At 72.1% G+C, this 12,946-nt stretch carries 11 protein-coding genes; 9 read left to right on the forward strand and 2 right to left on the reverse strand.

The genetic code is table 11. The annotated features are described in order from the left end of the window. Window positions 1-58 precede the first annotated feature (58 nt). From mce to ACZ4MF_RS35655, 7 genes are all read left to right on the forward strand, one after another. Complete coding sequence (gene mce / locus ACZ4MF_RS35625) at window positions 59-499, forward strand: methylmalonyl-CoA epimerase (RefSeq protein WP_356027805.1); 441 nt, start codon at window positions 59-61, stop codon at window positions 497-499. Between the two features lie 209 nt (window positions 500-708). Further along, window positions 709-4,623, forward strand: coding sequence for a polarized growth protein Scy (gene scy, locus ACZ4MF_RS35630; RefSeq protein ID WP_467496707.1), 3,915 nt, complete (start codon window positions 709-711; stop codon window positions 4,621-4,623). 183 nt (window positions 4,624-4,806) lie between these two features. After that, window positions 4,807-5,742, forward strand: coding sequence for a coiled-coil domain-containing protein (locus ACZ4MF_RS35635; protein WP_071376412.1), 936 nt, complete (start codon window positions 4,807-4,809; stop codon window positions 5,740-5,742). A gap of 130 nt (window positions 5,743-5,872) precedes the next feature. Continuing rightward, window positions 5,873-6,832 carry an ABC transporter ATP-binding protein gene (locus ACZ4MF_RS35640; RefSeq protein WP_467496709.1) on the forward strand — a complete coding sequence of 320 codons (960 nt, stop codon included), beginning with the start codon at window positions 5,873-5,875 and terminating at the stop codon, window positions 6,830-6,832. A gap of 5 nt (window positions 6,833-6,837) precedes the next feature. Next, entirely contained in the window at window positions 6,838-7,611 is a 774-nt protein-coding gene (locus ACZ4MF_RS35645) for an ABC-2 transporter permease (RefSeq protein ID WP_467496784.1), read from the forward strand. Between the two features lie 131 nt (window positions 7,612-7,742). Further along, a complete protein-coding gene (locus ACZ4MF_RS35650; protein ID WP_467496711.1) occupies window positions 7,743-8,993 on the forward strand; it encodes an ABC transporter ATP-binding protein in 1,251 nt (416 codons plus the stop codon). Beyond that, window positions 8,990-9,871, forward strand: a complete 882-nt coding sequence (locus ACZ4MF_RS35655; protein WP_467496713.1) for an ABC transporter permease — start codon at window positions 8,990-8,992, stop codon at window positions 9,869-9,871. Before ACZ4MF_RS35650 ends, ACZ4MF_RS35655 begins: the two co-directional genes overlap by 4 nt. Window positions 9,872-9,889: 18 nt before the next feature. Here ACZ4MF_RS35655 and ACZ4MF_RS35660 read toward each other — a convergent pair whose 3' ends face one another. Next, a complete protein-coding gene (locus tag ACZ4MF_RS35660; protein ID WP_467496715.1) occupies window positions 9,890-10,222 on the reverse strand; it encodes an ATP/GTP-binding protein in 333 nt (110 codons plus the stop codon). Between the two features lie 223 nt (window positions 10,223-10,445). On the opposite strand from ACZ4MF_RS35660, the gene ACZ4MF_RS35665 reads away from it, so the two are divergent. After that, window positions 10,446-11,474 carry an LLM class flavin-dependent oxidoreductase gene (locus tag ACZ4MF_RS35665; RefSeq protein WP_467496717.1) on the forward strand — a complete coding sequence of 343 codons (1,029 nt, stop codon included), beginning with the start codon at window positions 10,446-10,448 and terminating at the stop codon, window positions 11,472-11,474. Window positions 11,475-11,593: 119 nt separating this feature from the next. Here ACZ4MF_RS35665 and ACZ4MF_RS35670 read toward each other — a convergent pair whose 3' ends face one another. Then, window positions 11,594-11,986: an SCO5389 family protein gene (locus tag ACZ4MF_RS35670; protein ID WP_356027789.1), complete on the reverse strand. Its 393-nt coding sequence runs from the start codon at window positions 11,984-11,986 to the stop codon at window positions 11,594-11,596. A 278-nt stretch (window positions 11,987-12,264) separates the two neighbouring features. Here ACZ4MF_RS35670 and nucS point away from each other — a divergent pair, with 278 nt between their 5' ends. After that, entirely contained in the window at window positions 12,265-12,936 is a 672-nt protein-coding gene (nucS, locus tag ACZ4MF_RS35675) for an endonuclease NucS (RefSeq protein ID WP_071376419.1), read from the forward strand. Window positions 12,937-12,946 lie beyond the last annotated feature (10 nt).

Raw genomic sequence — 12,946 nt, forward strand, 5'->3', positions numbered from 1 at the left:
CCGTCGGTGTGATCGCGCGCACGTTGCGTAACCACCCGCGGGGCGCTGCACTGAATCCATGCTGACGCGAATCGACCACATCGGGATCGCCTGCCACGACCTCGACGCCACCGTCGAGTTCTACCGGGCCACGTACGGCTTCGAGGTGTTCCACACCGAGGTCAACGAGGAGCAGGGCGTGCGCGAGGCCATGCTCAAGATCAACGAGACGTCGGACGGCGGCGCCTCCTACCTCCAGCTGCTGGAACCGACCCGCGAGGACTCCGCCGTGGGCAAGTGGCTGGCGAAGAACGGCGAGGGCGTGCACCACATCGCCTTCGGCACGGCGGACGTGGACGCCGACTCCGAGGAGATCCGCGGCAAGGGCGTCCGCGTCCTCTACCAGGAGCCCCGGATCGGCTCCATGGGGTCGCGGATCACCTTCCTGCATCCAAAGGATTGCCACGGTGTCCTGACAGAACTGGTCACTTCGGCCCCTGTTGAGTCCACTGAGCACTGACTCCCGTACATAAGGGCCGGTAGGGTTGGGGGCGGTCGTCTCCGAACGCGGGGGACGGCCGCATGCCGGGGTCCGGGTTTTCGGGGGACGAGCGTCGGGGCAGCAGCCCGTGCTCCGCCGTTGATCTGACACCATTCCCCGGGGGCCCCGTTCGGCGGTTGGACGGAGCTCGTTGCAGAAGCTGACCAGGGGACGGATGGGACCGCGCAGTGCGGGGCTACGAGAGCCAGGAGCGAGAGCCGGCGGCTGACGTCGACCACCTCTCTCGGTTCGAGGCCGAGATGAAGCGGCTGAGGACCGAGCGGGAAAAGGCGATCCAGCACGCCGAGGACCTCGGCTACCAGGTCGAGGTGCTGCGCGCCAAGCTGCACGAGGCGCGCCGCACCCTCATGACCCGGCCCGCCTTCGACGGCGGCGACATCGGCTACCAGGCCGAGCAGTTGCTCCGCAATGCCCAGATGCAGGCCGACCAGCTGCGCCAGGAGGCGGAGCGGATGGCCGCGGAGGCCCGCGCGCAGACCCAGCGCATCCTCCAGGAGCACGCCGAGCAGGCCGCCCGTCTCCAGGCCGAGCTGCACCAGGAGGCGGTGACCCGGCGCCAGCAGCTCGACCAGGAGCTGGCCGAGCGCCGCTCGACGGTCGAGTCGCACGTCAACGAGAACGTGGCCTGGGCGGAGCAGCTGCGCGCCCGCACCGAGCAGCAGGCCCGCCGGCTGCTGGACGAGTCCCGCGCGGAGGCCGACCAGGCGCTGGCCGCCGCCCGCGCGGAGGCCGAGCGGCTGACCGACGAGGCCCGCCAGCGGCTCACGAACGACGCCGAGGCGGCCCGCGCGGAGGCCGAGCAGATCCTGCGCCGGGCCCGCACGGACGCCGAGCGGCTGCTGAACGCCGCGTCCACGCAGGCCCAGGAGGCCACCGACCACGCCGAGCAGCTGCGCTCCTCCACGCTCACCGAGTCGGACGCCGCCCGCCGGCAGTCCGCCGAGCTGAGCCGGGCCGCCGAGGAGCGGATGGCGGCGGCCGAGGAGGCGCTGCGCAAGGCGCAGGCCGAGGCCGAGAAGCTGGTCACCGAGGCCGAGCAGGCCGCCGCGAAGACCCTGTCGAGCGCCGAGTCCGCGAACGAGACGCGCACGCGCACGGCGAAGGAGCAGGTCGCCCGGCTGGTCGAGGAGGCCACCAAGGAGGCCGAGACCACCCGCTCGGATGCCGAGCAGCTGGTCGCGGACGCCCGCGCCGAGGCCGAGAAGATCGTCGCCGAGGCCGCCGAGAAGGCCCGTACGATCACCGCCGAGGAGAGCGCGACCCAGCTGTCCAAGGCGGCCAAGACCGCCGAGGACGTGCTCGACAAGGCCGCCGAGGAGGCCAAGCGGACCACCCGGGCCGCCGCCGAGGAGGCCGAGCGGATCCGTACCGAGGCCGAGGCCGAGGCGGACCGGCTGCGCGCCGAGGCGCACGACATCGCCGAGCAGCTCAAGGGCGCGGCGAAGGACGACACCAAGGAGTACCGCGCCAAGACGGTCGAGCTGCAGGAGGAGGCCCGCCGGCTGCGCGGCGAGGCCGAGCAGCTGCGCGCCGACGCGGTCGCCGAGGGCGAGTCGATCCGTGCCGAGGCCCGCCGGGAGGCGGTCACGCAGATCGAGGAGGGCGCCAGGTCCGCCGAGGAGCTGCTGGCCAAGGCCAGGGTCGACGCCGACGAGCTGCGCAAGAGCGCGGCCGCGGACAGCGAGAAGGTCCGCACCGAGGCCATCGAGCGGGCCACCGGCCTGCGCCGGCAGGCCGACGAGACCCTGGAGCGCAGCCGTGCGGAGGCCGAGCGGCTGCGGGCCGAGGCCGAGGCGCAGGTCGAGACGGTCCTCACGGACGCCGAGAGCGCGGCGCGCGAGCTGCGCGAGGAGACCGAGCGCGCGATCGAGGCCCGCCGCGCCGAGGCCGCCGCGGAGCTGACCCGGCTCCAGACCGAGGCACAGGAGCGCCTGGACTCCGCCGAGCAGGCGCTCGGCGAGGCGCGCGAGGAGGCCACCCGGATCCGCCGGGAGGCCGCCGAGGAGGCCGAGCGGCTGCGCACGGAGGCCGCCGAGCGGATCCGCACGCTCCAGCAGCAGGCCGAGGCCGAGGCCGAGCGGCTGCGCGACGAGGCCGCGGCCGACGCGGCCGCCTCCCGCGCCGAGGCCGAGTCCGTCGCCGTACGGCTGCGCTCCGAGGCCGGCGCCGAGGCCGAGCGGCTGAAGACGGAGGCGCAGGAGAGTGCCGACCGGGTGCGCACGGAGGCGCAGGCCGCCGCCGAGCGGCTCGCCACCGAGGCATCCGAGACGCTGGCCGCCGCGCAGGAGGAGGCCGCCCGGCGCCGCCGCGAGGCCGAGGAGACGCTCGGCTCGGCGCGCGAGGAGGCCGACCAGGAGCGGCTGCGTGCCCGCGAGCAGAGCGAGGAGCTGCTGGCCTCCGCCCGCAAGCGGGTCGAGGAGGCGCAGGCCGAGGCGGTCCGGCTGGTGGAGGAGGCCGACCGGCGCGCCACCGAGATGGTCTCGGCCGCCGAGCAGCACGCCCAGCAGGTGCGGGACTCCGTCGCCGGGCTGCACGAGCAGGCGCAGGAGGAGATCACCGGGCTGCGCTCGGCCGCCGAGCACGCGGCGGACCGTACGAAGCGGGAGGCCGAACAGGAGGCGGACCGGGTCCGCGCCGACGCCTACGCCGAGCGGGAGCGGGCGAGCGAGGACGCCGCCCGGATCCGCCGCGAGGTCGGCGAGGAGACGGAGGCCGCGAAGGCACTGGCGGAGCGTACGGTCGCGGAGGCGATCGCGGAGGCCGAGCGGCTGCGCGCGGACGCGGGCGAGTACAGCCAGCGTGTGCGCACCGAGGCGTCCGACGCGCTCGCCGAGGCCGACCAGAGCGCGGCCCGCACCCGGGCGGACGCCCGCGAGGACGCCAACCGCATCCGCTCGGACGCGGCGACCCAGGCGGACACCCTGATCACCGAGGCCCGCAGCGAGGCCGAGCGGCTGACGACTGAGACGGCCGCGGAGGCCGACCGGGTGCGCACCGAGGCGCTGGCCGAGGCCGAGCGGCTCCAGTCGGAGACCGTGGCCGAGGCGGACCGGGTCCGCGCGGAGGCGCTGGCGGGCGCCGAGCAGCTGATCGGTGAGGCCACCGACGACGCCGAGCGGCTGCGCGCCGAGGCGGCGGAGACGGTCGGCTCGGCCCAGCAGCACGCCGAGCGGCTGCGGGCGGACGCCGAGCGGCTGCGGGCGGAGGCGGAGGCGGAGGCGGAGCGGCTCGTCAACTCCGCGCGCGAGGAGGCCGACCGGACTCTGGACGAGGCCCGCAAGGATGCCAACAAGCGGCGCTCGGAGGCGGCCGAGCAGGTCGACACGCTCATCACGGAGACCACGGCCGAGGCCGACAAGCTGCTCACCGAGGCGCAGCAGCAGGCGCTGAAGACGACCGCGGACGCCGAGTCGCAGGCCGACACGATGGTGGGCGCGGCCCGCAGCGAGGCCGAGCGGATCGTCGCCGAGTCGACCGTCGAGGGCAACTCCCTGGTGGAGAAGGCCCGTACGGACGCGGACGAGCTGCTGGTCGGTGCCCGCCGGGACGCGACCGCGATAAGGGAGCGGGCCGAGGAGCTGCGCGACCGCATCACGACCGAGATCGAGGAGCTGCACGAGCGGGCCCGCCGCGAGGCCGCCGAGACGATGAAGTCCACCGGCGACCGCTGCGACGCGCTCATCAAGGCCGCCGAGGAGCAGCTGGCCAAGGCGGAGGCGAAGGCCAAGGAGATGGTCTCCGATGCCAACTCCGAGGCGGGCAAGGTGCGTATCGCCGCCGTCAAGAAGGCGGAGGGGCTGCTCAAGGAGGCCGAGCAGAAGAAGGCCAGGCTCGTCAAGGAGGCCGAGGAGCTGAAGGCCGAGGCGATCCGGGAGGCCCGGCGCACGGTCGAGGAGGGCAAGCGCGAGCTGGAGATCCTGGTGCGCCGGCGCGAGGACATCAACGCCGAGATCTCACGGGTCCAGGACGTCCTGGAGGCGCTGGAGTCCTTCGAGGCGCCGACGGCCGGCAAGGACGGCGGGGTCAAGGCGGGCGCCTCGGTCGGCGCCCCACGATCGGGTGGCAAATCGTCAGACGGGTAGCGTGTCGGGGACGTTCCGGTGTCTTCTGGGGGCTTTGCCCGGGTCGTTGGCAAGCTTTCCGGCCGTCAGCCACCCAAAAGGGGTCTCATTCTCCAGATCAAACACGTATCCGCGTGATGACACACCGCTTCGGCCCCTAGGATTCCACCTATCACCTCACCGGTCTCATTCGACAGGAACCCCATGAGCGACACTTCCCCCTACGGCTTCGAGCTTGTGCGGCGTGGGTACGACCGCGCTCAGGTGGACGAACGTATCTCCAAGCTCGTCTCCGACCGTGACAGCGCTCTCGCCCGGATCACCGCCCTGGAGAAGCGCATCGAGGAGCTCCACCTCGAAACGCAGAACGCCCAGGCCCAGGTCACCGACGCCGAGCCGTCGTACGCGGGTCTCGGCGCGCGGGTCGAGAAGATCCTGCGCCTGGCCGAGGAAGAGGCCAAGGAGCTGCGTGAGGAGGCCCGGCGGGCGGCCGAACAGCACCGCGACCTCGCCGAGTCGGCGGCCCAGCAGGTCCGCAACGACGCCGAATCCTACGCCGCCGAGCGCAAGGCCAAGGCCGAGGACGAGGGCGTCCGGATCGTCGAGAAGGCCAAGGGCGACGCGGCCCAGCTGCGCACCGAGGCGCAGAAGGACGCGCAGTCCAAGCGGGAGGAGGCGGACGCCCTCTTCGAGGAGACCCGCGCCAAGGCCGCGCAGGCCGCCGCCGACTTCGAGACGAACCTCGCCAAGCGCCGCGAGCAGTCCGAGCGCGACCTGGCCTCGCGCCAGCAGAAGGCCGAGAAGCGGCTGGCGGAGATCGAGCACCGCGCCGAGCAGCTGCGCCTGGAGGCGGAGAAGCTGCGCACGGACGCCGAGCGCCGCGCCCGCCAGACGGTGGAGACGGCCCAGCGCCAGGCCGAGGACATCGTGGCCGACGCCAACGCCAAGGCGGACCGGATCCGGTCGGAATCCGAGCGCGAGCTCGCTGCGCTGACCAACCGCCGCGACAGCATCAACGCCCAGCTGACCAACGTCCGCGAGATGCTGGCCACGCTGACCGGCGCCGCGGTGGCTGCCGCCGGTGCGCCGGGTGAGGACGAGCCCATCTCCCGTGGGGTGCCGGCGCAGCAGACGCGCTGAACCGACAGGCCGTAGGGGAACTGCGGGCCGGATGTGGCCGGTCGCGCAGTTCCCCGCGCCCCTGAAGGGACGCGACCCAGCCCCCTGCCCTCAAGTGGCAGGGGGCTTTCGCTCGTCTTAGCGTGGCCGCATGATCGAGCTGGCGGGGCTGACCAAGCGGTACGGCGAGAAGGTGGCGGTCGACCATCTCACCTTCCAGGTCAGACCCGGCATCGTGACCGGCTTCCTCGGGCCCAACGGGGCCGGGAAGTCCACCACCATGCGGATGATCCTCGGGCTCGACCACCCCACCGCCGGGGACGTCCGGATCGACGGCAGGCACTACGACCAGTTGGCGGACCCGCTGACGTACATCGGTGCGCTGCTGGACGCCAAGGCCGTGCACGGCGGGCGCAGCGCGTACAACCATCTGCTCTGCCTCGCGCAGAGCAACGGCATTCCGAGGAGCCGGGTCGGCGAGGTGCTGGAGGCCGTCGGACTGACCGCCGTGGCACGCAAGAAGGCCAAGGGGTTCTCGTACGGCATGGGGCAGCGGCTCGGGATCGCCGGGGCGCTGCTCGGCGATCCGCGGATCCTGATGTTCGACGAGCCGGTCAACGGGCTCGACCCGGAGGGCATCCACTGGATCCGGAACCTGATGAAGTCGCTGGCCGCGCAGGGGCGGACGGTGTTCGTCTCCAGCCATCTGATGAGCGAGATGGCGCTGACCGCCGATCATCTGGTGGTCATCGGGCAGGGGCGGCTGCTCGCGGACACGTCCATGGCCGGCTTCATCCGGGACAACGCGCGCGCGTACGTCCGGATCCGCTCGCCCCAGCGGGAGCGGCTGCTCGACGTGCTGCACGAGGACGGGGTCACCGTCGTCGAGGCGGGCGGGGAGGCGCTGGAGGTGGACGGGGGCAAGGCCGAGCGGATCGGTGAGCTGGCGGCGCGGCACGGGATCGTGCTGCACGAGCTGAGCACCCAGCAGGCGTCGCTGGAGGAGGCGTTCATGCGGCTGACGGCGGAGTCGGTGGAGTACCACGCGCAGGCCGGCCCGGAACCGGAATCCGCCCCGCGGGACTGGGGCGCCGGCTGGAAGGGGGTGTGAGCGCCGTGGCGGCGGGTCAGGTCATCCGGTCCGAGTGGACGAAGATCCGGTCGGTGGCGTCGACGGTGTGGACGCTGTCGGTGGCTCTGGTCGTCACGATCGCGCTCGGCATGCTCATCTCAGCGCTGTCCCGCGGCCAGTTCGCCTCGATGCCGGTCACGGACCGGCTGTCGTTCGACCCGACCTTCGTGTCCTTCGCGGGCATGAGCCTCGGCCAGCTCGCCATGATCGTGTTCGGTGTGCTGGTCGTGTCGAACGAGTACAGCACCGGCATGATCCTCGTCTCGCTGGCCGCCGTGCCGCGCCGCGCCACCTTCCTGTTCAGCAAGGTCGCCGTGGCCGCCGCGCTCGCGCTGGTCGTGGCGATGGCGACGAGCTTCGCCGCGTTCTTCCTCGGGCAGGCGGTGCTCGGGCCGTACCGGGCGCACCTCGGGGATCCCGGAGTGCTGCGCGCGGTGGTCGGCGGCGGGCTGTACATGACGCTGATCGCGGTGTTCTCGATGGGGGTCGCGGCGATGCTACGCTCGCCGATGCTCTCGCTCGGCATCCTGATGCCGTTCTTCTTCCTGATCTCCACCATCCTCGGCAACGTCGACGCGACCAAGAAGATCGGCCGGTTCCTGCCGGACCAGGCGGGCAGCCGGATCATGCAGGTGGTGCCGAGACTCGGCGACGAGCGGCCGTACGGGCCCTGGGGCGGGCTCGGGATCATGGTGCTGTGGGTGCTCGCGGCGCTCGCCGGCGGATACGTGCTGCTGAAGCGGCGGGACGCGCAGTAGGCCGATCATTCACGCTTCGTGACGCTCAGGCTTTACTTTCTTTTGAGCGGAACCGTCAGCCGCTCGATATCCTCCTAACCCTTACGGGGGCGTGCGCCCCGCTGTCCAGATCCTTTCGATGGGTGCGGAGCATGATCGAGGCTGTCGGCCTGACCAAGCGCTACGGCGACAAGACCGCCGTGTACAACCTTTCCTTCCAGGTGCGACCGGGAACCGTGACCGGCTTCCTCGGGCCGAACGGCTCGGGCAAGTCGACGACGATGCGGATGATCCTCGGGCTGGACAATCCCACGTCCGGCACCGTGACCATCGGCGGCTACCCGTACCGCAAGCTGCCCAACGCGCCTCGCCAGGTCGGCGCGCTGCTCGACGCCAAGGCCGTGCACGGCGGGCGCAGCGCGCGCAACCACCTGCTGAGCCTCGCCCAGCTGTCGGGCATCCCGGCCCGGCGCGTGGACGAGGTGCTCGGGGTCGTCGGCCTCCAGGACGTGGCCAAAAAGCGCTCCAAGGGGTTCTCGCTCGGCATGGGCCAGCGCCTGGGCATCGCCGCCGCGCTCCTCGGCGACCCGCAGGTGCTGCTGTTCGACGAGCCGGTCAACGGCCTCGACCCCGAGGGCATCCTCTGGGTCCGCAACCTGATGAAGGCGCTCGCGGCGGAGGGCCGTACGGTCTTCGTCTCCTCGCACCTGATGAGCGAGATGGCGCTGACCGCCGACCACCTCATCGTCATCGGCCGCGGCCAGCTGCTCTCCGACATGAGCGTGACGGACTTCATCTCGGCCAACTCCGCCGACTTCGCGCGCGTGCGCACCCCCGACACCGAGCCCCAGCTGCGCGAGAAGCTGACCTCCGCGCTCACCGAGGCCGGCGGCCACGTGCTGCCGGAGCAGGACGGCGCGCTGCGGGTGACCGGGCTGCCGCTGCCCCGGATCAGCGACCTCGCGCACGCGGCGGACGTGCGGCTGTGGGAGCTGTCGCCGCACCAGGCCTCGCTGGAGGAGGCGTACATGCGGATGACGCAGGGCGCCGTGGACTACCGCTCGACCATCGACCAGAAGGCGGGCCTGCAGCAGCCGCTGCCGCCCGGCGCGCAGCCGCCCATGCCGGTGCCCGGCCAGGGCCAGCCCGGCTGGTACGCCCCGCCGCCGCCCCAGCAGGGCGGGCAGCCCGTCCCGGGCCAGGCCCCGGCCGGCGGCCCCTACGGCGCCCAGCCGGGCCCGTACGGCGCCCCGCAGGCCCCGCAGGGCCACCCCGCCGCCCCGGGCGCCCCGAACCCGTACGCGCAGGGCCCGGCGCCCACCGCTCCCCCGGCTCCGGCCGCCGCGCCCGCACCCGCACCCGCCGACCCGACCCGGACCCAGCCCAAGGACGACGCCCGATGAGCACCCACCAGCCCCCGATGCCGCAGGCACCCGCAGCTGCCGCTCCCGACTGGCAGGCGGCGCCCGGCGGGCAGTACCCCGGTTACACCTCGCCGATCCCGGTCGTGCGCGCCCACCTCGGGCACGCGCTGGCCTCCGAGTGGACGAAGATCAAGTCGGTGCGGTCGACGATCTGGACGCTCGGCGTCTTCGTGCTGCTCGTCGTCGGCATCGGCCTGCTGGCCGGCGCGGTGGTCAGCCGCTCCTCCTCGCAGATGAACGACCAGAGCCCGCTCCAGCTCGGCTTCTTCGGGCTGCTGCTCGGCAGCATGTGCATCATGACCCTCGGCGTGCTGACCACGGCGTCCGAGTACGGCACGGGCATGATCCGGACGACGATGACGGCGTGCCCGAGCCGCAGCCGGGTGCTGGCCGCGAAGGCGATCGTGTTCTTCGTCCTGGCCTTCGTGATCACGCTGGCCTGCGCCGCGTTCGTGGCGATGGTGCAGAACGCCATGGTGCAGGGCAATGGCGCGCGGACGCCGACCGGCAGCGAGTGGTTCAAGGCCACCGTCGGCGTGAGCCTCTACATCGCGCTGCTCGGCCTGCTCTCGCTGCTCATCGGCTCGATCATCCGGCACTCGGCGGGCGCCATCACGATCATGATCGGCCTGCTGCTCGCGCCGCTGGTGATCGCGCTGTTCATGTTCTCCGAGTCGCTGCACAAGCTCCGCGAGTGGCTGCTGGAGTACTCGATCCCGAACCAGATGAGCGTGTTCTACTCCAACTCGCTGAGCACGTCCGGCCCGTCGGGCTGGGACCCGCTGTGGATCATGCTGGGCGTGACGGCCGCGGCGTACGCCGGTGCCTTCGCGCTGCTGCGCAGCCGGGACGTGTGACGCCGAGGCCCCCGGCCCTCAGAACTTCGGCGCGTTACGGGACCGCTGCACCCGCGTGGTGCGGCGGTCCTTCGCGTTCCAGCACGCCTTGTGCCAGTGCCGGCGGTCGTCCACGCCCGCGTGCCCGGGCCAGGCCACCACGTGCGGGACCCCGGAGGGGATCAGCTGGTCGCAGCCCGGGCAGCGGTAGGTCTTGCCCTGCGCGCTCGCCCCGGCGACATGGCGCACGCTCCACTCCTCGCCCTGCCAGTCCTCGGTCGACTGCCAGCCGCCGTACCGGCCGGTGCGGTCGTCCTCGGCACTGCGGCCCTGCGATCCGGCTGCCTTGGGTCGGTTGCGGCGCGGGGACACGGGACACCTCTCGGGGCTGCACGGGGAAGCACGGGCTCCGTCCAGCCTACGCGCCGCCGAGCGGGGTACGCGAAGAGCTCCAACCCCTACAAGTCCCCCTCCAGGGCCCGTCATTCTGAAGACAATCGGCAAATCCCTCCGCCAAGCCGTGTCCTGGGCACGTGTCGGACGGTTATGCCGGGTGGGGGAGCTCCGGGTCGGGGCCAAGGAAGCAGGAAACGCGATGTACGTAGGAAGCTTTGTGCTGGGCGCCCAGTTCCCGGGCCAGGGTCCGGGAGAGGCCCTGCACCGGGCGGTCCGCTCGGCGGAGGTCGCCGAGGAGGCCGGGCTGGACGCGGTCTGGCTGGCCGAGCACCACTTCGTGCCGTACGGCACATGCCCGTCCGCGGTCACCCTGGCCGCGTATCTGCTCGGCCGCACCCACCGCATCCGGGTGGGTACGGCGGTCAGCGTACTGCCCACCGCGCACCCGGTGGCCCTCGGCGAGCAGGCCGCGCTGCTGCACCTGACGAGCGGCGGCCGGTTCACGCTGGGCGTGGGCCGCGGCGGCCCCTGGGTGGACCTGGAGGTGTTCGGCATGGGCCTCGGTGCGTACGAACACGGATTCCCGGAGTCACTCGATCTGCTGCTGCGCTGGCTGCGCGAGCCGCGGGTGGCGGGCGAGGGCGAGCGGTTCGCCTTCCGTGAGGTGGCCGTCGTACCCCGCCCCTCGGACGGGCTGACGGAGACGCCCGGCCCCGAGGTCGTCGTCGCCTGCACCTCCCCGGCGAGCGTGCGGCTGGCCGCCGAGCGCGGGCTGCCCATGCTCCTCGGCATGCACGTCGGGGACGAGGAGAAGGCCGAGATGGTCGCCCTGTGGCGGCGCTGCGCCCGGGCGGCGGGCCGGCCCGCCGAGGAGATCGCGGAGGCGGCCCACGTCTCGGCCGGGGTGTGCCAGCTCGCGGACCGGCGCACGGACGCGGTGGAGACCCTGCTGAAAGCGATGCCGGGCTGGCTGAAACAGGGGCTGGAGGCGCATGTGACGGTCGACGGGCGGACGCGTCAGATGCGCGATCCGTACGCCTACACCGAACTGCTCTGCGGCCTGCATCCGGTGGGCACCCCGCGGCTCGCCGCCGACCGGCTCGCGGCCACCTCGGAGCGCACGGGCATCTCCCGCTTCGCCCTCCTCGTCGAGGGCTCGGGCGACCTCGCCGCGACCGAGGAGAACCTGCGGCGGCTGGGCACCGAGGTCCTGCCTCAACTGCGTTGATCCGACGGGCCTTTCGCGCAAGCCACCTGGGGGGCTTGCCGCCCCAGTGGTGAAAGCACCTCCCGCGAGTGGAGCGGCAAGCAAGCGGCTCACTGCCGGTGTCGTGGCGGGGCAGCCCGTCAGCAGTCCCGAAGCTCCGGCGACTGGTTGAGCAACTGGTTGCGCACCGACGTGAAGCGAGCCAAGGTCTCGTCCGCCGAGGCGTCCAGCGGGAACACCGCCACCCGGTGGCAGTTCTGGAAGGCCAGACGCACACCGAAGTGCCGCTGCAGCGCGCCGCGGATGGCATCACTCGCGAGCGCGCGCAACAGCTGACCGCGTGCCTGCTCGTCCGGCGGGGGCGTCAGGTTGTCGGCGAACGGACCGCCGTCGACCTTCAGCCGCGCCACCAGGGAGCTGATCATCTCCCATGCGTAAGGCAGGGAGGTCCGGACGCAGTCGACGAATTCTGCTTCGTCGACCTCGCCTCGCTCGGCCTGTTCGAGTAGGGCCGGTGAGACGTCGAGCGACATGGGTTCTCCTCTCGCACCCCCGCAGGGAGCAGGGGTTGCCGGACAGGTAAGGGAGTTCGCGATGTCGAACACGCTCCGTACATACGCCGCGACCTCACGTTCCCTACGGTAGGCAACCGTAGGTGACCACACCAGCAGAATGCGTATATGGAACGGTCCCGTTACGCGCACAATCGGCCAGGGATGAACAAGAGTTTCCAGGGACAATTGGGGCGATCGTTCGGGAGCAGGGCGGGCGAATCGCGCGCACCTCGGGGTGTCGAGTAGCGTTGCCGACCATGCGTCTCGTCATTGCCCGCTGCTCGGTCGACTACGCCGGCCGGCTCACCGCCCACCTGCCCTCGGCGCCCCGACTGATCCTGGTCAAGGCGGACGGCAGCGTCTCCATCCACGCGGACGACCGGGCCTACAAGCCCCTGAACTGGATGTCGCCGCCCTGCACGCTGAAGGAAGGAAGCGGCGAGGAAGACGGCGTCTGGACGGTCGTCAACAAGGCGGGCGAGAAACTGATCATCACGATGGAGGAGATCCTCCACGACTCCTCGCACGAACTCGGCGTGGACCCCGGCCTGATCAAGGACGGCGTGGAAGCGCACCTCCAGGAACTCCTCGCCGACCGCATCGAGACCCTGGGCGAGGGCTACACCCTGATCCGCCGCGAGTACATGACGGCCATCGGCCCGGTGGACATCCTGTGCCGGGACGCGGACGGCGCGACGGTCGCGGTCGAGATCAAGCGCCGGGGCGAGATCGACGGCGTGGAGCAACTCACGCGCTATCTCGACCTGTTGAACCGCGACCCGCACCTGGCCCCGGTCCGCGGTGTCTTCGCCGCCCAGGAGATCAAGCCCCAGGCCCGCGTCCTCGCCACCGACCGCGGCATCAACTGCCAGATCCTGGACTACGACGCCCTGCGCGGCATCGAGGACGACAAGCTGCGGCTGTTCTGACGAGCCTGTT

Source organism: Streptomyces sp. NPDC025793 (genome assembly GCF_055558375.1).

What these genes read in the sequence shown, in the direction of transcription:
- ACZ4MF_RS35670 (WP_356027789.1), bottom strand. Translation starts at nt 11,986, where the DNA reads ATGTCGCTCGACGTCTCACCGGCCCTACTCGAACAGGCCGAGCGAGGC.
- mce (WP_356027805.1), top strand. Translation starts at nt 59, where the DNA reads ATGCTGACGCGAATCGACCACATCGGGATCGCCTGCCACGACCTCGAC.
- ACZ4MF_RS35650 (WP_467496711.1), top strand. Translation starts at nt 7,743, where the DNA reads ATGATCGAGGCTGTCGGCCTGACCAAGCGCTACGGCGACAAGACCGCC.
- ACZ4MF_RS35635 (WP_071376412.1), top strand. Translation starts at nt 4,807, where the DNA reads ATGAGCGACACTTCCCCCTACGGCTTCGAGCTTGTGCGGCGTGGGTAC.
- ACZ4MF_RS35655 (WP_467496713.1), top strand. Translation starts at nt 8,990, where the DNA reads ATGAGCACCCACCAGCCCCCGATGCCGCAGGCACCCGCAGCTGCCGCT.
- nucS (WP_071376419.1), top strand. Translation starts at nt 12,265, where the DNA reads ATGCGTCTCGTCATTGCCCGCTGCTCGGTCGACTACGCCGGCCGGCTC.
- ACZ4MF_RS35665 (WP_467496717.1), top strand. Translation starts at nt 10,446, where the DNA reads ATGTACGTAGGAAGCTTTGTGCTGGGCGCCCAGTTCCCGGGCCAGGGT.
- ACZ4MF_RS35640 (WP_467496709.1), top strand. Translation starts at nt 5,873, where the DNA reads ATGATCGAGCTGGCGGGGCTGACCAAGCGGTACGGCGAGAAGGTGGCG.